A 22,200-nucleotide genomic window follows, 5' to 3' on the forward strand; every position below is an offset into this window, starting at 1 on the left:
GTTCGACGAAAGCGGTTGATCGACGCAGTTCGCGATCGGCTTGCGGGACTTTAACCAATCACCTTGACCTCGCCTTAAAGGCTGTCGTGCACGGTGCCGTGCATGCTCCGGCGCGGTCAGATGGCGAGGTCCTCAGTGAGTGTGGCGCAACGATCGAATCGTTTGGCCTGGACCGTCATCGGGGCCTTGCTGCTGGCCGATCTCGCCTGGATGTCGCAGACGGCGATTTCCGTCGCCCCGTGGTCGCTGATCGGTCCGCTCGCAGTCGGTGCGGGCCTGGCGGGACTGGCCGCCTTTTATCGTGTTCGGCGGCGGGAACCGCGGCTGGCCGATGCGTTGGATCTCGTCGGGCAGATGACTGCGTTCATGGTGCTCAGCGCGTTGTTCTCCTATCTTGTGGTGACGCCGGGCCTGCCGATGCAGGATTCCGTCCTCGACGCTGCCGATCGCGCGATGGGGCTGGATTGGCTCGCCTTTCTGCGATGGCTGGATGGCCATGCCTGGTTCGCCCGCATCCTGAGCTTCACCTATGCGAGCTTCATGCCGCAGATTCTGTTGCTGCTGGTCGTTCTGCCTTTCATGGGGCAGGGGCGAGCGGCACGAGTGACCGTCCTCGCCATGATCCTGGCCGGTGTCGTCACCATCTCGATCTCGGGCCTGCTGCCGGCGCTCTCGACTTTCGCCCATTACAGGGTCGACCTTGCCGAGTATCCGCAACTCAAGCCCGCTGCTGCCTTCATCCATCTGCCGGACCTGCTCGCCGCCCATGCCGGCCAACCGCTGCATCTCGACCTCATGAAGGCACACGGCATCATCACCTTTCCATCCTATCATGCGGCGCTGGGGCTGCTCGCGCTGCTGGGGGCATGGTCCAATCGCTGGCTGCGCTGGCCGCTTTTCGTCGTCAACGTCCTGATGATCGTCGCCACGCCGATCGATGGTGGGCACTATTTCACTGACGTCCTGGGTGGACTGGCGATCGCGGCAGCCTGCCATGTCTGCGCACACCGCCTGCTCTTGCCGGTCGCGAGCGCGCAACGTGATGGAGGGCGTGTCCCGGCCGGAGTGCCTGCAGCTTCGTGAAGACGATTACCGGGTCAATCGTCGTTTTCGTCGATGTGCGGGCTGGCGGGGCCTCCTGGCGTTCCTATCTTGAAGGGGCCACGCTGCTTCAAGGATCTCCGATGCGCTTACTGGCCTTCTCCGCTGCACTCCTGGCCATCATCATGCCGGCGTTGCCCGCGGTTGCCCAGAAGCTCTATCCCTCCAGTGCCGGCGGGCTTTCCGTCGAGACCGTCGCCAGCGGGCTGGAAAACCCCTGGGGTCTCGCGTTCCTGCCGGATGGACGCATGCTGGTCACCGAGCGGCCGGGGCGGCTCCGGTTAGTCGAGGCCGATGGCAAGCTCTCGCGGCCGATCAACGGGGTGCCCGGCGTGATGGCGCGCGGGCAGGGCGGTTTGCTGGGCATCGCGCTCGATCCGGCCTTCGCGCAGAACCGGCTGGTCTATCTCTCCTTCGCGGAGCCGCGCTCCGGCGGCAACGGCACGAGCGTCGCGCGCGGGCGCCTGAACGAGCAGGGCACGGCCCTGACGGCCGTCGAGGTGATCTTCCGCCAGATGCCGGCGATCAATTCCAATCTGCATTTCGGCTCTCGCCTCGTCTTCGACCGAACCGGGGCACTCTTCGTCACGGTGGGCGATCGCTACAGCCAGCGCGACCAGGCGCAGAACCCGGCCAATCATCTCGGCAAGCTCATCCGCATCCGGCCGGACGGCTCGACGCCGGCGGACAACCCCAAGAAGGACGGCTGGGCGCCCGAGATCTGGTCGATCGGCCATCGCAATGTGCAGGGCGCGGCGCTGCATCCCGATACCGGACAGATCTGGACTGCGGAGCACGGCGCGCGCGGCGGCGACGAGATCAACACGCCCAAGGCCGGGTTGAACTATGGCTGGCCCGTGATCACCTATGGCGTCGACTATTCCGGCGCGAAGATCGGCGAGGGCACGGCCAAGCCCGGCATGGAGCAGCCGCTGTTCTACTGGGACCCGTCGATCGCGCCGTCGGGCGCGGCCTTCTACACGGGTTCGGCCTGGCCGGCCTGGAAGAATTCGCTCTTCGTCGGGGCGCTGGCCGGGCAGATGCTGGTCAGGCTCTCGACGCAGGGCGAGAAGGTGACGGGCGAGGAGCGCCTGCTCACCGATATCGGCGCACGCATCCGCGACGTCGTGCAGGGGCCGGACGGCCTGATCTACCTGCTCAGCGACGATGCGGACGGGAAGGTGCTGCGGGTCCGGCCGGCCCGCTAGACGCCGATCAGGGACCGCAGTCCCATTCCCGCTCGATGACGAAGACCTTGCGCGTGGCGAGGCTGCCATTGGGATCGTAGAGGTCGCCGACATAGTATTCGGTGCCTGCTGCGTCGTGGGCGCTGCGCTCGACCTGGAGCGACCAGCCGTAGCCGACGCGCTTGCCGTTCTGCCAGTTGCGATGGGGCGTATCCGCCGAGGGGCCGGAGAGGATGCGTGCATTGTCGTCGCTCGGACTGCAGGTCGGGCCGGCCAGGGCTGCCGTGGAGAAGAGTACGAGGCCGCAGAGAATCAGTGCCGTCTTTTGCAAGGCAGTCAGTCCTGTCGAAGATTTCGGAAGCGGGGCTCAGGCCTTGGCGTGGAAGATGAAGAAGGCGCCGGCCGCGATCAGGGCGAAGCCGACCGCATGGCTCCAGGTCAGCGATTCCTTCAGCCAGAATACCGAGAAACCGGCGAAGACGGTGAGCGTGATCACCTCCTGCATCGTCTTCAGCTCAGCGGCTGAATAGACGGCGGAGCCGATGCGGTTGGCGGGGACGGCCAGCATGTATTCCGGCAAGGCGATCATCCAGCTCGCGAGGATGGCGAGCCAGATCGCGGTGCTCTTGTAGCTGAGATGTCCGTACCAGGCGAAGGTCATGAAGATGTTCGAGCCGAACAGCATCGCGATCGGCAGGAGATGGGCCAGGGATAGCGAGGGCATGCCGGAGGCTTTCTTCGCGACGACGGGGACAGGTATCGGCGCGTTCCGGCGTTCAGCCGAAGCGCAGCTTCATGGCGATGATGGCGAGGACCAGCAGCAGGGTCAGCGCATTGGCCGCGATGACTGGCCATGACAGGATCTGGACCCCGTAGCTGAGCCACAGCGCGGTGCCCGCGGCGAACAATCCTTGCGTCCACAGCGAGATCGCGCGGGTGTCTCGGGTGCGAATGGTTCGCCAGGCCTGCGGCAACCAGCACAGGCTGGTCAGCGTGGCGGCGGCGAAGCCGAGGAGTTCGATGGCGGCTGGCGACATGGCGGACGAATCGTGACGGGGATGCTGGCTTCCCCATAGCCGGTTTCGCCGCCTCGTGCCGCGAATCTCGATGGTTAACCTCCCTTAACCACAGCGCCCTAGTTTTGCGTGAATTCTGCGATTCGGTGGAGACCATGCGCGCAATCACACTGGCCTTGCCACTCATCCTTCTCGCTTCCGCCGCCCCGGCGCAGAGCGGTTTCCAATCCTGCCTTGCCGGGCTGAAATCGGCCGCTGCCGCCAAGGGCGTTTCGGGCGCGACCTTCGATCGCGCCATGGCCGGCGTCGAGCCGGATATGAAAATCATCGAAGCCATGAACAACCAGCCGGAGTTCAAGACCCCGATCTGGGACTATCTCGGCACGCTGGTCGACGAGGAGAAGGTGGCGGAAGGCCGTTCGATGCTGCGCCAGTACGCTTCCGTCTTCGCCGCGGCCGAGCGGCGCTTCGGCGTCGACCGCCACACCATCGCTGCGGTTTGGGGTGTGGAGAGCGATTTCGGCAAGGCGCGGGGCAAATGGCCGTTGGTGCAGTCGCTTGCGACAGGCGCCTGTCTGGCGCCGCGCCGCAATGCCTTCTTCAAGGGCGAACTGATCGCCACGCTGCAGATCATCCAGCGTGGCGACGTCCGACCCGAGCGGCTGTTCGGTTCCTGGGCCGGTGCGTTCGGCCATACCCAGTTCATTCCCTCGACCTATCTCAGGCTTGGCGTCGACGGTGACGGCGACGGGCGGCGGGATCTCGTCGATTCGATCCCCGATGCCCTGCATTCCACCGCGAATTTCATGGACAAGGCCGGCTGGGTCACCGGCGCGACGTGGGGCTACGAAGTCCGGGTGCCTTCGGGCTATTCCGGCCCGACCGGGCGCAACCCCAAGCATCCGGTATCGAGCTGGGCGTCGCGCGGCATCGTCAAATACGACGGCTCGGCGCTGACGGGCTCGGGCAATGCCGGTCTGCTGATGCCGGCAGGCCGCAACGGCCCGGCTTTCCTCGTCTTCAAGAACTACGATGCGGCCTACAGCTACAATGGCGCGGATTCCTATGCGCTCGCCATCTCTCTCCTGTCCGATCGCCTCCGCGGCCGGCCGGGCGTGCAGGGCGACTGGCCGACCGACGACCTGCCGCTCTCCCGCGAGCAGCGCCGCGAACTGCAGCGCCTGCTGATCCAGCGCGGCTACAATGTCGGAGAGCCGGACGGCGCCGTCGGTTCGCTGACGCGCGCCGCGATCAAGGAGATCGAGGCCAGGATCGGCATGCCCCAGACCGGGCGGCCGGGCGAGAAGGTTCTGCGCGCGCTCAAGGGCGGGCGGGTCTGATCACGCAGAAAACGGGTGGCGTCGCGGGAGGGCTTGAGGAAAGCGTTCCTGCCGCAACCAGCCTTCGGAGACGCCATGAACCGCCGCCTGATTTCCACCGGCTCGCCCTTCGAGCGCAGCTTCGGCTATTCGCGCGCGGTGATCGACGGCGATCTCGTCTTCGTCTCCGGCACGACCGGCTACGACTATGCCACGATGACGCTGCCGGAGGATGCCGCGGAGCAGGCGCGCAATATCTTCCGCACGATCAGCGCCGTGCTGGAGGAGGCCGGCTCCTCTCTCGCGCAGGTGGCCCGGGCGCAATATTTCGTCACCGACCGCAGCTATTGCGAACCGGTTCTGGCTGTCTGCGGCGAGTTCTTCAGCGAGATCAGGCCGGCGGCTGCCATCTACGTCGTGTCGGGGATGCTGAAGCCCGAGATGAAAGTGGAGATCGAGGTCACCGCGCGTATCGGACGAGCCTGACGGCAAGTTGTCGACAGACTGCCGACATTTGGTATATCCCTTATCTGGCGGTGCCCTTGGGGCACCCGCCTAAAAATGAGGGAGATCTGCCATGTCGATTCGCCGTCGCACGGTCCTCAAAGGAGCTGGCGCGCTTGCCGCGACAGCCTTCATGGGCAACCGGGCCTTTTCGCAGGGGGCGGCGGCGACGCTGCGCTTCAACCCCTCGACGCCGCTGCCTTCGCTCGATCCGATCACGGCCACCAGCTACGTCATCCGCAATCACGGCTATCTGGTCTACGACACGCTTTTTGCCACAGACGCGAATTTTCAGATCAAGCCGCAGATGGTCGAGGCCTGGGAGACCGCGCCCGACGGGCTGAGCTGGACCTTCCGCCTCCGCGATGGCCTCGCCTTCCATGACGATGCGCCGGTCCGCGCGCAGGACTGCATCGCATCGATCGCCCGCTGGTCGAAGCGCGACGCCTTCGGCCAGACCTTCGCCACCTTCGTCGAGGGCTACGACGCCGTCGACCAGCGCAGCTTCCGCATCCGCCTGAAGAAGCCGTTCCCGATGATGACGGCCGCGCTCGGCAAGCTCTCATCCAACGTGCCCTTCATCATGCCGGAGCGTGTCGCGCAGACCGACCACATGAAGAACATCACGGAGGCGGTCGGCTCCGGCCCGTGGCGCTTCATGGACAAGCAGTGGGTGCCCGGCCAGAACGCGATCTACGAGCGCTTCGCCAAGTACAAGCCGCGCGAGGAGGCGCCGTCCTGGGCCGCTGGCGGCAAGGTCGCGCGGATCGACCGCATCGAGTGGCTGGCCCTGACCGAGGCCGCGGCCGCGGCCGGCGCCCTGATGCAGGGAGAACTCGACTGGTACGAGCAGCCGCCCGTCGACCTGATCCCGATGCTGAAGGGCAACAAGGACGTCGTCATCGAGAACGTGCCGCTCGGCCTGTTCCTGCTGATGCGCTTCAACCAGATGCAGCCGCCCTTCAACAATCCGGCGATCCGCCGGGCCGTGATGGCCGCCGTCAACCATACCGACTACATGGAGGCCGTCGTCGGCGACAAGGCGTTCTACAGTCCGGCCAAGACCTTCTTCACCCCTGGTTCGCCGATGTCGTCGGGGGCGGGCGGGGCGGCGGCCATGCCGGGCAATCTCGAGAAGGCCAAGGCCATGCTCAAGGAGGCCGGTTACAAGGGCGAGAAGGTCGTCCTGCTCGCGCCGGCCGACCAGCCGATCGCCTATCAGCAGTGCATGATCACCGAGGATGTGTTCAAGAAGCTGGGCATCAACTCGGAGTTGGTCGCGACCGACTGGGCGAGCTTCATCGGGCGCCGTTCCAACCGCGGCCTGCCGGACCAGGGCGGCTGGTCGGTGTTCCATACGCTGTGGTCCTGCGCCGACACGCTCAATCCGGCTCTGCATCCGCTGATGCGGGCCAATGGCGGCTCCGCGTGGTTCGGCTGGCCCGAGGATGGGAGGATCGAAGAACTCCGGGACGCCTGGATCGCGACGCCGGAGGAGGCGAAGCAGAAGGAGATCGCGGCGCAGATCGAGGAGCGCGGCTTCGAGGTCGTTCCCTATGTCCCTTGTGGCCTGGTCCAGCAGCCGATGGCGTTCCGCAAGAGCCTGACCGGCATGGTTCTCGCGCCGGCGCAGTTCTTCTGGAACATGGAGAAGAAGGCCTGAGCAGCGCTCACCGCGCCGGCGCATGGCCTGCCATGCGCCGGCTTCGCGCGCCTGCCGCTTGCGTCGTTACGGTTCCGCCCGTAATCACCGGCCAAGACCGGTAACCGGTTCGGTTCACGATCAAGCGCGAGGCGACGACCATGGCGACCCACAAGCTCCTGCTGCTCCCCGGCGACGGCATCGGCCCCGAGGTGATGGGTCAGGTCGAGCAGATCGTCTCCTGGTTCGGCAAGCAGGGCCTCGGCTCCTTCGAGATCGAGAAGGGTCTCGTCGGCGGTGCGGCCTATGACGCCCACAAGCAGGCGATCTCGGAAGGCGACATGAAGCTGGCGCAGGACGCCGACGCCGTGCTGTTCGGCGCGGTCGGCGGCCCGAAATGGGCTGATGTGCCCTACCAGCATCGCCCGGAAGCCGGCTTGCTGCGCCTGCGCAAGGATCTCGGCCTGTTCGCCAATCTGCGTCCGGCGATCTGTTATCCGGCGCTGGCCTCAGCCTCCTCGCTCAAGCCGGAGGTCGTCGAAGGCCTCGACATCCTGATCGTGCGCGAACTCACCGGCGGCGTCTATTTCGGCGAGCCGAAGGAGATCGTCACGCTGGAGGACGGCTCCAAGCGCGGCGTCGACACGCAGCTCTACACGACGCCGGAGATCGAGCGCATCTGCCGCGTTGCCTTCGAGCTCGCGCGCACCCGCCGCAACAAGGTCTCCTCGGCCGAGAAGCACAACGTCATGAAGACCGGCGTGCTCTGGAAGCAGACGGTCACCGCGCTGCATGCGGCCGAGTACAAGGATGTCGAGCTCGAGCACGTACTCGCCGACAACTGCGCCATGCAGCTCGTGCGCTGGCCGAAGCAGTATGACGTCATCGTCTGCGACAACCTGTTCGGCGACATCCTGTCGGACGTCGCGGCGATGTTGACCGGTTCGCTCGGCATGCTGCCCTCGGCCTCGCTCGGCGCCGAGGATCCGGCTACCGGCAAGCGCAAGGCTCTCTACGAGCCCGTCCATGGCTCGGCCCCGGACATTGCCGGCAAGGGCCTCGCCAACCCGATCGCGATGATCGGTTCCTTCGCCATGGCGCTGCGCTATTCGTTCGGCGCGGGCGAGGCGGCGGACCGTCTCGAAGGCGCGATTTCCGACGTGCTGGGCTCCGGCACCCGCACCAAGGACATCGCGGCGCCCGGTGCCAATGCCGTCTCGACCAGCGAGATGGGTACGGCGATCATCAAGGCACTGGAAGCGCGGGGCTGATCATCAACCGTCATGGCCGGGCTTGACCCGGCCATGACGGGAACCAGTCGAATTCGTCCGGAAATGGTCGGGTCCGGCCCGACCGTGACGGCCGCGGGGAACCTCTCACCCTCGTGAATTGCCGTGACTCCGCTTTCGTGGCCTAAGTCCGCCGCGACGAAAACGGAGTATGTCCGTCATGCTGATCAAGCGCCGTGCCGGCTGGGACATGCCGGAAAGTCAGGCCACGCCCGAGAGCGTGTTCCTCAATCGCCGCCAGTTCATGGCAGCCGGCGCCGGGGCGATCGCAGGTGCCGCAATGTCGGGCCGCGCGATGGCCGAAGGGGCCGATCCGACGCTCGACCTCTACCCGGCCAAGCGCAACGAAGCCTACAAGTTGGACGTGGCGCTGACGAAGGAAGACGACGCGGCGAACTACAATAATTTCTACGAATTCGGCATGTCGAAGGACATCGTCGACGCCTCGAAGCGCCTCGCCGTGCGGCCCTGGAACATCCAGGTCGACGGTCTCGTCGAAAAGCCCTTCGAGATCGGTTTCGACGATCTCGTCCGCAAGCTGCCGATCGAGGAGCGGCTCTACCGCTTCCGCTGCGTCGAGGCCTGGGCGATGGCCGTGCCGTGGACCGGCATTCCGCTCGCCTCCTTCGTCGCACTGGCCAAGCCGCTTTCGGGCGCGAAATATATCCGTTTCGAGACCTTCATGAACCCGCGCGTCGCGCCGGGGCAGAACCAGCGCTGGTATCCGTGGCCCTATACGGAAGGGCTGACCATCGCCGAGGCGACGAACGAATTGCCGCTGCTCGTCACCGGGATTTACGGCAAGCCGCTGCCGACGCAGCATGGCGCGCCGATCCGCCTGATCACCCCGTGGAAATACGGTTTCAAGTCGGTCAAATCGATCCGCAAGATCAGCTTCGTCGCCGAGCGCCCGAAGACCTTCTGGGAAGGCCTGCAGGCCTCGGAATACGGCTTCTGGGCCAATGTGAACCCGGCCGTGCCGCATCCCCGCTGGAGCCAGGCGAGCGAGCAGGTGCTGGGCTCGCGCGACCGGCGCCCGACCCAGATCTATAACGGCTATGGCGAGCAGGTCGCGGGGCTCTACAAGGGGCTGGAGAGCGAGAAGCTCTTCATGTGAGGCGCGAGCGTCGGCAGGTTTCGGGTGCCGTCTCCTGCCATCGCCGTGATAGACCTCATGTCATCCCTAGCCGGAACGACACGGGTCGAGCATGGCCAACCAGCATTTCCATCTGTTCGAGACCACGATCGGCGCCTGCGCGCTGGTCTGGGAAGACGGGTGCTTCATCGGCGCGCAACTGCCGGAGCGCGACGAGGCGGCGGCCCGCAAGCGCCTGGAGCGGCGGTTCCCCGAGGCTGACGAGACGGAAGCCGAGGGCTTCGTTGCGGAAGCCGTGGCCGGCATCCGCGCGCTGTTCGACGGCGAGAAGCGCGACCTGTCGTATCTGCCTGTGGCGCTGGACAGCGTGTCCGCGTTCAACCGCAAGGTCTATGAGGTTGCGCTCGCCATTCCGCACGGCGAGACGCTGACCTATGGAGAAGTCGCGCAGCGCATCGGTGAGCCCGGCGCGGCGCGGGCCGTCGGCGTCGCGCTCGGCCAGAATCCCTGGCCGATCATCGTGCCCTGCCATCGCGTCCTGGCGGCTGGCGGCAAGACCGGAGGCTTCTCGGCCGAGGGCGGCGTCGAGATCAAGCTCCGCATCCTGACCATCGAGAAGGCGCGCACCAGCGCCGAGCCCGGCTTGTTCGACGCGCTGCCGTTGGCGGCGCGGCCGGGGCGGCATTAAGGGCACTCAACAGATCGCAGCTTGAAATCGCGCAATGTCGTCCTTGCAGAGCGGCGGCTTGCGCGGGGTGAGGCGTGGCCTCTACTCTCACGGCCTTTCCATCCTCACCGGGAACTATCATGGCCAAATTGAAGCTCGCAGTCATCGTGGGCAGCAACCGCCGCGAATCGATCAACCGCAAGCTGGCTCAGGCGCTGGCGAAGCTGGGTGAGGGCGCCTTCGATGCCACCTTCGTCCAGATCGACGATCTGCCGATGTTCAACCAGGACCTGGAGCCGAACCGGCCCGAGTCGACGCTCCGCCTGAAGCGGGAGATCGAGGCTGCCGACGCTATCCTGATCGTCACGCCCGAGCATAACCGCTCGATTCCCGCCGTGCTCAAGAACGCCATCGACTGGGCCTCGCGCCCCTATGGCAAGAATTCCTGGGCCGGCAAGACCGTAGCCGTCACGGGCACCAGCGGCGGTGGCGTCGGCACCGCCGTCTCCCAGAACGAATTGCGGATGATCCTGACGAATCTCGCCGGCGTCGTCGTCGGCAGCCAGGTCTTCATCACCTTCAAGGACGATCTGATCGACGCCCAGCACAACGTCACCAACGAGGGCACGCGCGGTTTCCTGCAGGGTTTCCTCGACAATCTCGCGAAGATCGCCGGCAAGCTCGCAGCCTGATCGGAGTCATCTGGCAAAACATACGAAAGGCGTCGTCTTCGGGCGGCGCCTTTTCCGTTTCTGGGCGGGCGGGCAGCTCGCGAGGCTGTGCTTTCGTTCCCGGAAAAGAGGCAACGAAACGGTGCCGATGGTCGGGCCGGAAGAGGCTGTGATGCCGTGGGAGGAGCGGGGGGATCGAAAGCAGCCGCATCCGGGCAAAAAAAGAGCCGGCGTCCCCGAGGGGAGCCGGCTTTGAAAGTTTGAAACATCTGGCAAAACGCCAAACATCTCAGAGGGGAACGGCTGAAACGAACTCAACGCCGGGAGGAGATTGCGGAGCCCGTCTCGAACAACCGTGAGTTCAATATCGGCCATGGCCTGCCATTTTGCAATGCAACATATCTTGGGTCCGCCATGCAGTGGTTGCATGAACAAGGGGCATATGGTGCGAATTTGAGCCTAAATGATTGAGAAATATGCATTCGCTGCAGGGTGGAGGCTGCGCGGGAAGGTTGCAGGGCCTGCAGAAATCGGGCTTTTGTCCGCTACTGAACAGTTTTCAGGCGAACAGTCCGATTTTGGCGCATGCGAGATGCTGGATTGGTCACAAAACCGCCAGAATCGAAAAGGGCGCCTTGCGGCGCCCGATTCCCCTTTGCCCCCAAGGCGTAATCAATAGGTCCAGCGCTGGGCTTTCTGGATGAGGAAGTCGCGGAAGACCTGGACGCGGGCGACCGACTTCATCTCCTCGGGGTAGACCAGATAGCTTTCGAGCTGCGGCATCTCGGTCTCGCGCATCAACTGCACGAGCGGGGAGCCGGTCTCGATCAGGTAGTCCGGCAGCACGGCGATGCCGGCGCCCGAATCGACCGCGCGCTTCATCGCGGTGATGTTGTTGACCGTCAGATGAATCGGCCGCGGGTTGCGCTGGTCCCGCCCCATGGTGCCGAGCCAATGCACTGCCGTCAGGTAAGAGGGCGAGGTGCCGCCGAAGGAGAGGATGCGGTGGTTGTCGAGATCGTCGTAGCTCTTGGGCTCGCCGAAGCGCTTCACATAGGCCGGCGAGGCGTAGACGTGGAAGTGCACGGTGAAGAGCTTGCGCTGGATCAGGTCCGGCTGCTGCGGCTGGCGCAGGCGAATGGCGATATCGGCTTCGCGCATCGACAGGTCGAGTTCCTCGTCGGTGAGGATGAGTTCGACCCGGATGTCGGGATAGAGGTCCATGAACTCCGAGAGGCGCGGCGTCAGCCAATGGCCGCCGAGACCGCGGGTCGCGGTGACCTTGAGCTCGCCGGAAGGATGCTCACGCGTCTCGGAGAGCTGCGAGCGCGTGCGTTCCAGCCGCTGAGTCATCTCGCGGGCGGCGCGCCAAAGCAATTCGCCCTGCTCGGTGAGGATCAGGCCGCGCGTATGGCGGTGGAACAGCGGTGCGCGCAGCTCCCGCTCCAGCGCGCCGATCTGGCGGCTGACGGCCGATTGACTCAAGCCCAGAACATCGCCAGCTTTCGTGAAGCTGCCTGACTCTGCGACCGTATAAAAGATTCTAATGCGGTCCCAATCCACCGCGCTTCCCCCGTTATGCGTTTTTTGCATGATGGAGGATAAAGGCGTTGTTCGTCAACGCCTGTATGGCAGGCAGACCCTGTTATTCGCACTGAATCTGGTGACGCAACCCATCAGAGTCCGTGATGGGTTGCGCCGAGGGCTTCATTCCGCGGCTTCGCGGCGGTCCGAGGCGCTGGCGGCGAGCCAGCGCTCGGCGTCCAGTGCCGCCATGCAGCCCATGCCTGCTGCGGTCACTGCCTGGCGGTAGTGCTCGTCGGTGACGTCGCCCGCGGCGAAGACGCCAGGTACATTCGTCCGGGTCGTGCCGGCCTCGACGTCAAGATAGCCGGATTCGTTCATGGCGAGCTGGCCGGCGAAAAGCTCCGTCGCCGGCTTATGGCCGATCGCGATGAAGACGCCGTCCGCCTTCAATTCGCTCTCCGCGCCGGTCTTGAGGTTCTTCAGGCGCAGGTGTGTGACGCTGGGCGGGGTGGTGCCGCCGCAGATCTCGGCGACCTCGCTATCCCAGACCACTTCGATCTTCGGGTGCTTGAACAGGCGCTCCTGCATCACGCGCTCGGCGCGCAAGGTATCGCGGCGATGGACCAGGGTGACCTTGCTGGCGAGATTGGCGAGGTACAGCGCTTCCTCCACCGCGGTGTTGCCGCCGCCGACGACCGCGACCTCCTTGTTGCGGAAGAAGAAGCCGTCGCAGGTCGCGCAGGCCGAGACGCCGAAGCCCTGGAAGGCCTGCTCGGAGGGCAGGCCAAGCCACTTGGCCTGAGCGCCGGTCGCGACGATCAGCGCGTCGCAGGAATAGGTCTCGCCGCCATCGCCCCAGAGCCGGAAGGGGCGCTGCGAGAGGTCGACGCGGGCGATATGGTCGGAGACCATGCGGGTACCCATGTGTTCGGCCTGGGCGCGCATCTGCTCCATCAGCCAAGGGCCCTGGATGACGTCGGCGAAGCCGGGGTAGTTCTCGACATCGGTGGTGATCATCAACTGGCCGCCGGCCTGCATGCCGGAGACCAGCACCGGTTCCATCATGGCACGGGCGGCGTAGATCGCGGCGGAGTAGCCGGCCGGGCCGGAGCCGATGATCATGACGCGGGCATGGGTATGGGCCATCGTCTCAGTTCCTCTCCTGCGGGCGCGAGCCGCAGCTTCGATCCGTCAGATACGCCGGCGCGGCGCCGAAACAAGGGCTGCCGGGTTCAGGAGCGCGTGCATCCCCGTGCTGCCCGGTGGCGCAGCCAGCCTTCCCGTATCGCATCGGCTATGACCGGCGTTGAGTCTATCGGTTCGTAAGCCTCCCCTTCAAGGCGTCCACAGAAGCGATGCACAACGCCCTCGCGCTGCAGCGCGGCGACCAGCGCCGTGATCTTGGGGTGGCCGCCCGTGGGCTCGAAGACCAGCACGGGCCGGCCGGCCGCCGCGGCCTCGCCGATCATGGTGGTCGAGTCGGCCGTCACCACCACCGCATCGGCATTGGCCAGCAGGGCGAGGAAGGGATTTTCGCCTGTCCCGTCCCACCACCAGCCGCCGTGTCGCTTGAAGACAGTCGCGACGGCCGCGGCGAGCGCCGGCGCGGTTCGCCGAGAAGGCGAGCCCATCAGGCTGACGCCCGATCGGGCGAGTTCGTCGAGCTGTTTCGCGAGGCGCTCGATATCGGAGGGGGTGAAGCGGTGATGCCGGCTGTCGCCGCCGACGAGCACGGCGACGCGAGGGCTGCGCAGATTCGCGATGGCTACAGGCGGCGCGGCACGGGCGGCGGCGAGCCTGCCCGGCGTCAGGCGATGCGGCGAGGTCGTGGTGACCAGCACATTGTCGCCGCGCAGCCTGTCATGGCCGGAGACCCAGATCAGGTCGGCGGTGCCGGAGCCGGTGCGCGGGTCCTTGAGGAAGACGGTGTAGGTCGCGCCGTTCGAGGCCTGCTTCAGCGCCCGCAAATAGGCGACCGCGCGCCGGCCGGAGGCGATGGCGATATCCGGGAAAGGGGGGGAGAGCGGGCTTGCCGGCCGATCCGGCGCCTCGCGCGGATCGATCGGCCCGCGCGGCATCAGCCAGGCCCAGGGTCGGCGCGGCTTCACCCGGCGGATTTCAGGCGCGACGCCGAGACGCTCGGCGACGCCCAGGCATTGCAGTTCGTCGCCGGCCTTGCCGTCGGTCAGGACCCAGACGGTTGGCTCCGGATTGTCGTGAATGGCGGTCTGCGCTCGTGGCATGCGCCTTGTATCGCCTGCCACTGCCGTCTACACCAGCGCGACCTTCATGCGAGGATACTCGTTGCGCCCCAAACTCGACGATCTCGACCTGCGCATCCTGCGCGAGCTGCAGGCCGATGGGCGCATGACCAATGTCGAGCTCGCCAGCCGCGTCGGCATCTCGCCCCCGCCTTGCCTCAGGCGCGTGCGCGCATTGGAGGAGGCCGGGCTGATCCGCGGCTATCATGCCGATCTCGACGAGCGGAAGCTGGGCTTCGAGGTGGTCTGCTTCGCCTTCGTGCATCTGGCGAGCCAGGCCGAGGCCGATCTCGTCGCCTTCCAGGATCGGATTCGCAACTGGCCGACGGTGCGCGAATGCTGGACGCTCTCCGGCGATATCGACTTCGCCCTGAAATGCGTCGCGCCGGACCTGAAGGCCTTTCAGGATTTCGTCGCGGAACTGACCGCGATGCCGAATGTCCGCAATGTCCGGACCGCGCTCGCCCTCGACAGGGTCAAGGACGAGCCGATCGTGCCGTTCGGCTGACAGCCGGCCTCAGCCCGCGATATAGCGCCTGACCCACCAGGCATTGTTGCGAGCCAGCGCCCTCAGGCGGAACCAGTCGGCCTCGGGCAGGGGCAGAAGACCGGCGCCGGTGGCGGGTTCCGTGGAACGGATCGGATAGCTGGCCAGCGGCCTGCCGCTGCGATCATAGAGTGTGGCGGTGCTTTCGAGGAAATCCTCGTGGGCTCCGGTCAGGCCGGTGCCCCTTGTGCTGCTGGAGAGCCACAGGCGCCCGATGGTGACGACGAGCCTGGTCCCGGCGCCGGGCTGCAGCGAGGGGCCGAGAATCTCCACCAGGGTTCGCTTCAGCTCGGCCTGCACCATCGGCAGGTTGGGGCCCCAGGCCTCCACGACCGAAGGCAGTGCGTCCACGCGGATCGTGCCCACCGCCGAGCCTTGCGCGAAAGCGGAGGGAACCGGGGGCGCCAGGGCCAGCGCGGAGGCCCCGAGCGCGGATGCCAGTGCCTGTCGACGGGTGATCATGGCCGGATCTCCGAAAAAGCCTGTCGCTTCAATGTAGGGGCGGGGCCGCGAGAGTCCATGACCACGGCGTCACGCTGCACGGGGCAGGCGTCATGCTCGGGCAAGAGCCACAGCATACCTGGCCAGGGGAGGCTCCGGCGCCTCCCTCTCCTATGACTCGCGGGTCTGCGCCTGGCTTCGCCCGCGACCGACTTTGATCTCAGCGGAAGACGACGCTGACGACCTCGTAGGACTTGCCGCCGCCAGGCGTGTTGACCTGGACGGAATCGCCGACCTTCTTGCCGATCAGCGCACGCGCGATCGGTGAGCCGATCGAGACCTTGCCGGACTTCACGTCCGATTCCGGCTCGCCGACGATCTGGTAGCTCTTCTCTTCCTCGGTGTCGTCGTCGATCAGCTTGACGGTGGCGCCGAACTTGATCGTGTCGCCGCCGAGCTTGGCGACGTCGATGATGTCGGCGCGGCCGATCAGCGATTCGAGTTCCATGATCCGGCCTTCGTTGAGCGACTGCGCTTCCTTGGCCGCGTGATATTCCGCGTTCTCGGAGAGATCACCCAGCGCGCGCGCCTCGGCGATCGCGGTGATGATGCGCTGGCGCTGGACCTGCTGACGGTCCTTCAGTTCGGCCTCCAGGGCGGCGAAGCCGCCCGCGGTCATCGGAACCTTTTCCATACCTTCCGTCCCATAAGCTTCGAAAGCGCGGCTCACCGGCGGCATATCGGCCGCCGGTTCCCGCGCTTCCGCTCAATCCCTAGATCATCGCGCGTCCGATCGGACGCGATAACGATGATCTATTCTAATGGTTTCGCATCGGATTTTTCGAAAAGTGGATTCCACTTTTCGGTCCGATGCTATGGAATTCGCGCCGAGCGGCCGGTCAGGCCGCGCGTTCGAAATACGACTGCAAGGATCGTACTTCGAGATCGCCGCTGCAATAGGCCTTGATGCCCTCCGCCGCTGCGATCGCTCCGGCCAAGGTGGTATAATAGGGCACCTTGTGCAAGAGGGCCGTGCGCCGGAGCGCACGGGAGTCCGCAAGAGCCTGCGGCCCCTCGGTGGTGTTGAACACGAGCTGGATTTCGCTGTTCTTCAGCGCGTCGACGACATGCGGGCGGCCTTCCAGAACCTTGTTGATCTTGGAGGCGGAGATGCCCTGCTCCTGCAGGTGGCGCAGCGTGCCGCCCGTCGCGAGGATGCGGAAGCCGAGATCGGCGAGGATGCGGACGGCCGGCACGATGCGCGGCTTGTCCTCGTCGCGCACCGAGACGAAGACCGTGCCCTTGACCGGGACCTTCGAGCCGGCACCGAGCTGGCTCTTGGCGAAGGCGGTGTCGAAGGAGCGGTCGAGGCCGATGACCTCGCCGGTCGAACGCATTTCCGGCCCGAGCAGCACGTCGACGCCGGGGAAGCGCGCGAAGGGGAAGACCGCTTCCTTGACGCCGACATGGCCGAGCTTGGCGGGCTTCAGGCCGAAGCCGGCCAGAGCCTCGCCGGCCATGACGCGGGCCGCGATCTTGGCGATCGGCTCGCCGATGACCTTGGCGACGAACGGCACCGTGCGCGAGGCGCGCGGATTGACCTCGAGCACGTAGATCTCGCCGTCCTTGATGGCGTACTGGACGTTCATCAGGCCGCCGACATCGAGGGCGAGAGCCATCGCCTTGGTCTGGCGCTCCAGCTCGGCGATCGTCTCGGCCGAGAGCGAGCGCGGCGGCAGCGAGCAGGCCGAATCGCCGGAATGGATGCCGGCTTCCTCGATATGCTCCATGATGCCGGCGACGAAGACATCCTTGCCGTCGCAGAGGCAGTCGACATCGACCTCGATCGCGTCCGACAGGTAGCGGTCGAACAGCAGCGGGTTCTTGCCGAGCACGGTGTTGATCTGGCCGGTCTTGTCGTTCGGGTACTTGGCCTTGACCTCGGAGGGGATCAGCGAGGGCAGGGTGCCGAGCAGGTAATCCTCGAACATGATCTCGTCGCGGATGATCGCCATGGCGCGGCCGCCGAGCACATAGGACGGGCGCACGACGAAGGGCAGGCCGAGCTCGCCGGCGATGATGCGGGCCTGCTCCACCGAATAGGCGATGCCGTTCTTCGGCTGCTTCAGGTGCAGCTTGTCGAGCAGGCGCTTGAAGCGGTCACGGTCCTCGGCGAGGTCGATCATGTCGGGCGAGGTGCCGAGGATCGGGATGCCGGCTTCTTCCAGCGCGTTGGCCAGCTTCAGCGGGGTCTGGCCGCCGAACTGGACGATGACGCCCATCAGCGTGCCGTTCTGCTTCTCGGTTTCGAGGATCTCGAGTACGTCTTCCGCCGTCAGCGGCTCGAAATAGAGCCGGTCGGAGGTGTCGTAGTCGGTCGAGACCGTCTCCGGGTTGCAGTTGACCATGATGGTCTCGTAGCCGGCGTCGCGCAGCGCGTAGCAGGCATGGCAGCAGCAATAGTCGAACTCGATGCCCTGGCCGATGCGGTTCGGTCCGCCGCCGAGGATGACGACCTTCTTGCGGTCGGACGGATTGGCCTCGTCCGCGGCCTTGCCGCCGAAGGGCATGGCGTAGCTCGAATACATGTAGGCCGTCGGCGAGGAGAACTCGGCCGCGCAGGTGTCGATGCGCTTGTAGACCGGGCGGACCTCCAGCGCGCGGCGCGCCTTCCTGACTTCGGTCTCGGTCTTGCCGGAGACGGCGGCGAGGCGTTTGTCGGAAAAGCCCATCGCCTTGATCTGGCGGAAGGCGCCCGGCGTGGTCGGCAGGCCGATCTTGCGGATCTTCTCCTCGGTCTCGACGATCTCGCGCATCTGGGCGAGGAACCACGGATCGATCTTGCAGCTCTCGTGGATCTCCTCGTCGCTGAAACCGGCGCGCATGGCCTGGGCGACATGGAGGATGCGGTCCGGCGTCGGCGTCGAGATCGCGGCCTTGATGGCGTTGCGGTCGTCGCCCTGGCCGAAGCCCTCGATCTCGATCTCGTCGAGGCCGTCGAGGCCGGTTTCCAGCGAGCGCAGCGCCTTCTGCAGCGATTCCTGGAAGGTGCGGCCGATCGCCATGGATTCGCCGACCGATTTCATCGCCGTTGTCAGCGTCGGCTCGGCACCCGGGAACTTCTCGAAGGCGAAGCGCGGGATTTTGGTGACGACGTAGTCGATCGTCGGCTCGAAGGAGGCCGGCGTCGCGCCGCCGGTGATGTCGTTCTCGATCTCGTCGAGCGTGTAGCCGACGGCAAGCCGCGCCGCGACCTTGGCGATCGGGAAGCCTGTGGCCTTCGAGGCCAGCGCCGAGGAGCGCGAGACGCGCGGGTTCATCTCGATGACGATCATGCGGCCGGTCGCCGGATCGATAGCAAACTGGACATTGCTGCCGCCGGTCTCGACGCCGATCTCGCGCAGCACCGCCAGCGAGGCGTCGCGCATGATCTGGTATTCCTTGTCGGTCAGCGTCAGCGCCGGCGCGACGGTGATCGAATCACCGGTATGGACGCCCATCGGATCGAAATTCTCGATCGAGCAGACGATGATGCAGTTGTCCGCCTTATCGCGGACGACCTCCATCTCGTATTCCTTCCAGCCGAGCACGCTCTCCTCGATGAGAACCTCGCTAGTGGGGGAAGCGTCGATGCCGCGCTCGACGATGTCGATGAACTCGCCCTTGTTGTAGGCGATGCCGCCGCCGGTGCCGCCCATGGTGAAGGACGGGCGGATGATCGCCGGCAGGCCGATATCCTCCAGCGCGTCCAGCGCCTGGCCGAGCGTCTTGATGTGGTGCGAGCGCGGCGTGTCGAGGCCGATCTTGGTCATCGCCTCGCGGAAGAGCTCGCGATCCTCGGCCTTGTCGATCGCCTCGGCCGTGGCGCCGATCATCTCGACGCCGAACTTCTCGAGCACGCCCATCTTCTTGAGCGAGAGCGCGCAGTTCAGCGCGGTCTGGCCGCCCATGGTCGGCAGCAGCGCGTCGGGGCGCTCCTTCTCGATGATCTTGGCGACGATCTCGGGCGTGATCGGCTCGACATAGGTCGCGTCGGCCAGGTCCGGATCGGTCATGATCGTCGCCGGGTTCGAGTTGACCAGGATGATGCGATAGCCCTCGGCCTTCAGCGTCTTGCAGGCCTGGGTGCCGGAATAGTCGAACTCGCAGGCCTGGCCGATGATGATGGGGCCGGCGCCGATGATCAGGATGGACTTGATGTCTGTGCGCTTGGGCATGATCTCGACCGGTCTTGGACAGGCGCGCGCAAGGCCGGTCCGATCGGGCGAGCGGAGGCGAGGCGAGCGTCTGAATGAATGCTAGGCGCTCGCTATAGACGGCGAAGGCGCCGGGGGGAAGCTAAAAGGAGCGGCACGGCCAGATGTGCACGGCTTCGTTAGGGCACTTGCCAGTGGCGGGTATCTTATGAAAGTTATGTTATAACATTTCATATAGAGGTTCCGCCCCATGTCACGTCTGCCCGTCACCGTCCTGTCCGGCTTCCTCGGAGCCGGCAAGACGACCCTTCTCAACCACATCCTGAACAACCGCGAAGGCCGCAAGGTCGCGGTCATCGTCAACGACATGAGCGAGGTGAATATCGACGCCGATCTGGTGCGGGAGGGCGGCGGCAAACTCTCGCGCACCGACGAGAAGCTGGTCGAGATGAGCAATGGCTGCATCTGCTGCACCTTGCGCGACGACCTGCTCGCGGAAGTGCGCCGCCTCGCGGAGGAAGGGCGGTTCGACTATCTGCTGGTCGAGGGGACGGGCATCGCCGAGCCCTTGCCGATCGCCGCGACCTTCGAGTTCCGCGACGAGGGCGGGCTTTCGCTGTCGGATGTCGCGCGGCTCGACACGATGGTCACGGTGGTCGATGCCGCGAGCCTGCTGCGGGACTACGGCTCGCGCGATTTCCTGCGTGAGCGCGGCGAGACGGCCGGGGAAGGCGACGAGCGCACGCTGGTCGACCTCCTGGTCGAGCAGATCGAGTTCGCCGACGTGGTCGTGGTCAACAAGATCTCGGAGGCCACACCCGAGCAGCGTGATGCCGTCAGCAGGATCGTGCGCGCGCTCAATCCGGATGCAAGGCAGGTCGAGGCGGATTTCGGCAAGGTGCCGCTCGCCGCCGTGCTCGATACCGGCCTGTTCGATCATGAAAAGGCGCAGGAACACCCGCTCTGGCACAAGGAGCTGTATGGCTTCAAAGACCATGTGCCGGAGACGGAGGAGTACGGCATTTCCTCCTTCGTCTACCGGGCGCGGCGACCGTTCCATCCCGAGAAGTTCAATGCTTTTCTGGGCCGGACATGGCCGGGACTGATCCGCGCCAAGGGGCATTTCTGGCTGGCGACCCGGCCGGACTGGGTCGGCGAGATGTCGCTGGCCGGCAGCATCTGCCGCACCGAGGCGATGGGCTTCTGGTGGGCGGCGGTGCCACGCTCGCGTTGGCCCGACCATCCCGAGTGGAAGACGATCCTGAACCGCAACTGGCATTCCGTCTGGGGCGACCGCCGGCAGGAGCTGGTCTTCATCGGCACGGAGTTGGACGAGGCGGCGATTCGCGCCGCGCTCGACCTCTGTCTCGTCGGCGATGCCCTGCCGCTGCGCTTCAACCCCGAGCGCTACCGCGACCTGCCGGACCCGTTCCCGGCCTGGCGGCGGGCGGAAGCGGCCTGATCCGCCCGCACCCTCTCAGCTTCGAGCCGGCGCTGCCGTTTCCGGGAGGGGCGGCGCGCCCTTGGCGGCGCGCTTGCGATAGAACGTGAATGCGAGCACCGCGAGCGCCGCAACCTCGCAGGCGGCGCCGACGAAGCCGAGCGGCCAGGTGCCGGCATGGCGCATCACCTGCTGGCCGAGTGCCGCGCCGGCCGCGATGCCGAAATAGAGCGCGGAGGCGTTGAGCGAGAGCGCGACTACGGTCGCATCCGGCGCCATCGCCGCCAGTCGGGACATCTGCGAAGGGTGGCCGGCCCAGCCGGCCGCGCTCCAGACGAAGAGCACGAAGGGGATCGGCCAGATCGCCAACGCCGGCGGCAGGCTGACTGCGATCAGCGAGGCGCTAGCCAGCGCGGCGGCCAAGATCGACAGCACCACGCTCAGCGAGCGCTCGGGGCCGAAGCGGTCGCTGGCGATGCCGCCGAGCTGGTTGCCGATCGCCGAGCCGAGGCCGGAGACGACCAGCGTCGCGGCGAGCCACGGCCCCGTGATGCCGGCGTGGTTGGTCAGGAAGGGCGCGATATAGGTGTAGAGAACGAAGGCGCCGGTGGTCCACAGCATGGTCGTGGCGAGCGCCAGCAGCACGTCGCCCCGCGCCGCTACCTGCAGCCGTTCGCGCAAGGTGTTGGTGCCGCGCGGCAGGCCACGCGGAAGCTTGACCAGCAGGCCCGCCAGCGAGAGCGCGCTCAGGCCCGCCACGATCAGGAAGGCGAGATGCCAGCCGCCGAAGCCGACGACTGCCGTACCGATCGGAATGCCGAGAATCAGCGAGACGGTCATGCCACCGGTGACAAGCGCGATGGCGCGGCCGCGCCGCTCGGGGGGCGAGACCGCGACGGCGACGGCGTTGGCGGCGGGCATGAAGACGCCGGCCGAGAACGCCATCACGATCCGGGCCGCCATCACCACCCAGAAATCGGTGGCGAAGGCGGCGCCGAGATTGGCGAGGCCGAAGACGGTGATCGCGCCGGCCAGCACCGTCTTGCGATCGGCATCGCCCAGAACGGTGGAGAGGATCGGCGAGCCGACCGCATAAGCCAGCGCGAAGATCGAGATCAGCAGGCCGGCGGTGTCGATCGAGACGGCGAGGCCGGAGGCGAGATGGGGCAGGATGCCGGTGACGATCAGGCTGCCCGTGCCGATGGCGAAGGCGCCGCCGGCAAGCGAGAGAAGGCGCGTATCCATGGGAGTGATCCTTGCGGATGATCGCTGTTTCGAAAGCTGGGTTCGAAATT

At 66.1% G+C, this 22,200-nt stretch carries 21 protein-coding genes; 11 read left to right on the plus strand and 10 right to left on the minus strand.

The annotated features are described in order from the left end of the window. Positions 1 to 162 precede the first annotated feature (162 nt). Together J0I42_RS21285 and J0I42_RS21290 are read left to right on the plus strand one after the other, a co-directional pair. The gene (locus J0I42_RS21285; protein ID WP_291657827.1) at positions 163 to 1,083 is read left to right on the plus strand and encodes a phosphatase PAP2 family protein; all 921 of its coding nucleotides are present in this window, start codon (positions 163 to 165) and stop codon (positions 1,081 to 1,083) included. A gap of 101 nt (positions 1,084 to 1,184) precedes the next feature. Beyond that, positions 1,185 to 2,309 (plus strand): PQQ-dependent sugar dehydrogenase, encoded by a 1,125-nt coding sequence (locus J0I42_RS21290; protein ID WP_291657829.1) that lies wholly within the window; start codon positions 1,185 to 1,187, stop codon positions 2,307 to 2,309. Positions 2,310 to 2,316: 7 nt separating this feature from the next. Here the strand turns inward: J0I42_RS21290 and J0I42_RS21295 are convergent, their stop codons facing one another. Genes J0I42_RS21295 through J0I42_RS21305 form a run of 3 tightly spaced genes read right to left on the minus strand, consistent with a single transcriptional unit; the run spans position 2,317 to position 3,325 of the window. Next, complete coding sequence (locus tag J0I42_RS21295) at positions 2,317 to 2,619, minus strand: hypothetical protein (protein WP_291657831.1); 303 nt, start codon at positions 2,617 to 2,619, stop codon at positions 2,317 to 2,319. Positions 2,620 to 2,655: 36 nt separating this feature from the next. Continuing rightward, positions 2,656 to 3,012, minus strand: a complete 357-nt coding sequence (locus J0I42_RS21300; RefSeq protein WP_291657832.1) for a DMT family protein — start codon at positions 3,010 to 3,012, stop codon at positions 2,656 to 2,658. 52 nt (positions 3,013 to 3,064) lie between these two features. Further along, positions 3,065 to 3,325 (minus strand): SemiSWEET family sugar transporter, encoded by a 261-nt coding sequence (locus J0I42_RS21305; protein WP_291657833.1) that lies wholly within the window; start codon positions 3,323 to 3,325, stop codon positions 3,065 to 3,067. A 134-nt stretch (positions 3,326 to 3,459) separates the two neighbouring features. Here J0I42_RS21305 and J0I42_RS21310 point away from each other — a divergent pair, with 134 nt between their 5' ends. From J0I42_RS21310 to J0I42_RS21340, 7 genes are all read left to right on the plus strand, one after another. After that, positions 3,460 to 4,644, plus strand: coding sequence for a lytic murein transglycosylase (locus tag J0I42_RS21310; RefSeq protein ID WP_291657835.1), 1,185 nt, complete (start codon positions 3,460 to 3,462; stop codon positions 4,642 to 4,644). A gap of 75 nt (positions 4,645 to 4,719) precedes the next feature. Further along, on the plus strand, positions 4,720 to 5,109 hold the full coding sequence (locus tag J0I42_RS21315) for a RidA family protein (RefSeq protein ID WP_291657837.1): 390 nt from the start codon (positions 4,720 to 4,722) through the stop codon (positions 5,107 to 5,109). A 91-nt stretch (positions 5,110 to 5,200) separates the two neighbouring features. Beyond that, complete coding sequence (locus tag J0I42_RS21320; RefSeq protein WP_291657838.1) at positions 5,201 to 6,790, plus strand: ABC transporter substrate-binding protein; 1,590 nt, start codon at positions 5,201 to 5,203, stop codon at positions 6,788 to 6,790. Positions 6,791 to 6,930: 140 nt separating this feature from the next. After that, positions 6,931 to 8,040: a 3-isopropylmalate dehydrogenase gene (leuB, locus tag J0I42_RS21325; protein WP_291657841.1), complete on the plus strand. Its 1,110-nt coding sequence runs from the start codon at positions 6,931 to 6,933 to the stop codon at positions 8,038 to 8,040. 178 nt (positions 8,041 to 8,218) lie between these two features. Beyond that, complete coding sequence (gene msrP / locus J0I42_RS21330) at positions 8,219 to 9,175, plus strand: protein-methionine-sulfoxide reductase catalytic subunit MsrP (protein WP_291657843.1); 957 nt, start codon at positions 8,219 to 8,221, stop codon at positions 9,173 to 9,175. A 91-nt stretch (positions 9,176 to 9,266) separates the two neighbouring features. After that, positions 9,267 to 9,842 (plus strand): methylated-DNA--[protein]-cysteine S-methyltransferase, encoded by a 576-nt coding sequence (locus J0I42_RS21335; protein WP_291657845.1) that lies wholly within the window; start codon positions 9,267 to 9,269, stop codon positions 9,840 to 9,842. 119 nt (positions 9,843 to 9,961) lie between these two features. Beyond that, entirely contained in the window at positions 9,962 to 10,513 is a 552-nt protein-coding gene (locus J0I42_RS21340; protein WP_291657847.1) for an NADPH-dependent FMN reductase, read from the plus strand. Between the two features lie 651 nt (positions 10,514 to 11,164). Here the strand turns inward: J0I42_RS21340 and J0I42_RS21345 are convergent. From J0I42_RS21345 to J0I42_RS21355, 3 genes are all read right to left on the minus strand, one after another. Then, positions 11,165 to 12,055 (minus strand): LysR family transcriptional regulator, encoded by an 891-nt coding sequence (locus J0I42_RS21345; protein ID WP_079591033.1) that lies wholly within the window; start codon positions 12,053 to 12,055, stop codon positions 11,165 to 11,167. A gap of 144 nt (positions 12,056 to 12,199) precedes the next feature. Beyond that, a complete protein-coding gene (gene trxB, locus J0I42_RS21350; protein ID WP_291657849.1) occupies positions 12,200 to 13,165 on the minus strand; it encodes a thioredoxin-disulfide reductase in 966 nt (321 codons plus the stop codon). 86 nt (positions 13,166 to 13,251) lie between these two features. Further along, a complete protein-coding gene (locus tag J0I42_RS21355; RefSeq protein ID WP_291657850.1) occupies positions 13,252 to 14,262 on the minus strand; it encodes a mitochondrial fission ELM1 family protein in 1,011 nt (336 codons plus the stop codon). A gap of 61 nt (positions 14,263 to 14,323) precedes the next feature. Between J0I42_RS21355 and J0I42_RS21360 the strand changes: the two genes are divergently transcribed. Next, positions 14,324 to 14,788 (plus strand): Lrp/AsnC family transcriptional regulator, encoded by a 465-nt coding sequence (locus tag J0I42_RS21360; protein ID WP_291657884.1) that lies wholly within the window; start codon positions 14,324 to 14,326, stop codon positions 14,786 to 14,788. A gap of 9 nt (positions 14,789 to 14,797) precedes the next feature. On the opposite strand, the gene J0I42_RS21365 is transcribed toward J0I42_RS21360, so the two are convergent. From J0I42_RS21365 to carB, 3 genes are all read right to left on the minus strand, one after another. Then, positions 14,798 to 15,289: a hypothetical protein gene (locus J0I42_RS21365; RefSeq protein WP_291657852.1), complete on the minus strand. Its 492-nt coding sequence runs from the start codon at positions 15,287 to 15,289 to the stop codon at positions 14,798 to 14,800. A 199-nt stretch (positions 15,290 to 15,488) separates the two neighbouring features. After that, positions 15,489 to 15,962: a transcription elongation factor GreA gene (greA, locus tag J0I42_RS21370; RefSeq protein WP_291657853.1), complete on the minus strand. Its 474-nt coding sequence runs from the start codon at positions 15,960 to 15,962 to the stop codon at positions 15,489 to 15,491. A 205-nt stretch (positions 15,963 to 16,167) separates the two neighbouring features. Then, positions 16,168 to 19,485 carry a carbamoyl-phosphate synthase large subunit gene (gene carB / locus J0I42_RS21375; protein WP_291657855.1) on the minus strand — a complete coding sequence of 1,106 codons (3,318 nt, stop codon included), beginning with the start codon at positions 19,483 to 19,485 and terminating at the stop codon, positions 16,168 to 16,170. A 229-nt stretch (positions 19,486 to 19,714) separates the two neighbouring features. On the opposite strand from carB, the gene zigA reads away from it, so the two are divergent. Continuing rightward, positions 19,715 to 20,926: a zinc metallochaperone GTPase ZigA gene (gene zigA, locus J0I42_RS21380; protein ID WP_291657857.1), complete on the plus strand. Its 1,212-nt coding sequence runs from the start codon at positions 19,715 to 19,717 to the stop codon at positions 20,924 to 20,926. 15 nt (positions 20,927 to 20,941) lie between these two features. Here the strand turns inward: zigA and J0I42_RS21385 are convergent, their stop codons facing one another. Continuing rightward, on the minus strand, positions 20,942 to 22,150 hold the full coding sequence (locus tag J0I42_RS21385; protein WP_291657858.1) for an MFS transporter: 1,209 nt from the start codon (positions 22,148 to 22,150) through the stop codon (positions 20,942 to 20,944). Between the last annotated feature and the right edge of the window lie 50 nt (positions 22,151 to 22,200).

The sequence above is a fragment of the Allobosea sp. genome (assembly GCF_017308015.1).
Taxonomy (GTDB): Bacteria; Pseudomonadota; Alphaproteobacteria; order Rhizobiales; family Beijerinckiaceae; genus Allobosea.

Excerpts from the sequence above, each read along its gene's own strand:
- J0I42_RS21290 (WP_291657829.1), top strand. The coding sequence starts at position 1,185 with ATGCGCTTACTGGCCTTCTCCGCTGCACTCCTGGCCATCATCATGCCG.
- J0I42_RS21300 (WP_291657832.1), bottom strand. The coding sequence starts at position 3,012 with ATGCCCTCGCTATCCCTGGCCCATCTCCTGCCGATCGCGATGCTGTTC.
- J0I42_RS21305 (WP_291657833.1), bottom strand. The coding sequence starts at position 3,325 with ATGTCGCCAGCCGCCATCGAACTCCTCGGCTTCGCCGCCGCCACGCTG.
- J0I42_RS21310 (WP_291657835.1), top strand. The coding sequence starts at position 3,460 with ATGCGCGCAATCACACTGGCCTTGCCACTCATCCTTCTCGCTTCCGCC.
- J0I42_RS21315 (WP_291657837.1), top strand. The coding sequence starts at position 4,720 with ATGAACCGCCGCCTGATTTCCACCGGCTCGCCCTTCGAGCGCAGCTTC.
- J0I42_RS21320 (WP_291657838.1), top strand. The coding sequence starts at position 5,201 with ATGTCGATTCGCCGTCGCACGGTCCTCAAAGGAGCTGGCGCGCTTGCC.
- leuB (WP_291657841.1), top strand. The coding sequence starts at position 6,931 with ATGGCGACCCACAAGCTCCTGCTGCTCCCCGGCGACGGCATCGGCCCC.
- msrP (WP_291657843.1), top strand. The coding sequence starts at position 8,219 with ATGCTGATCAAGCGCCGTGCCGGCTGGGACATGCCGGAAAGTCAGGCC.
- J0I42_RS21335 (WP_291657845.1), top strand. The coding sequence starts at position 9,267 with ATGGCCAACCAGCATTTCCATCTGTTCGAGACCACGATCGGCGCCTGC.
- J0I42_RS21340 (WP_291657847.1), top strand. The coding sequence starts at position 9,962 with ATGGCCAAATTGAAGCTCGCAGTCATCGTGGGCAGCAACCGCCGCGAA.
- trxB (WP_291657849.1), bottom strand. The coding sequence starts at position 13,165 with ATGGCCCATACCCATGCCCGCGTCATGATCATCGGCTCCGGCCCGGCC.
- J0I42_RS21355 (WP_291657850.1), bottom strand. The coding sequence starts at position 14,262 with ATGCCACGAGCGCAGACCGCCATTCACGACAATCCGGAGCCAACCGTC.
- J0I42_RS21365 (WP_291657852.1), bottom strand. The coding sequence starts at position 15,289 with ATGATCACCCGTCGACAGGCACTGGCATCCGCGCTCGGGGCCTCCGCG.
- greA (WP_291657853.1), bottom strand. The coding sequence starts at position 15,962 with ATGGAAAAGGTTCCGATGACCGCGGGCGGCTTCGCCGCCCTGGAGGCC.
- carB (WP_291657855.1), bottom strand. The coding sequence starts at position 19,485 with ATGCCCAAGCGCACAGACATCAAGTCCATCCTGATCATCGGCGCCGGC.
- zigA (WP_291657857.1), top strand. The coding sequence starts at position 19,715 with ATGTCACGTCTGCCCGTCACCGTCCTGTCCGGCTTCCTCGGAGCCGGC.
- J0I42_RS21385 (WP_291657858.1), bottom strand. The coding sequence starts at position 22,150 with ATGGATACGCGCCTTCTCTCGCTTGCCGGCGGCGCCTTCGCCATCGGC.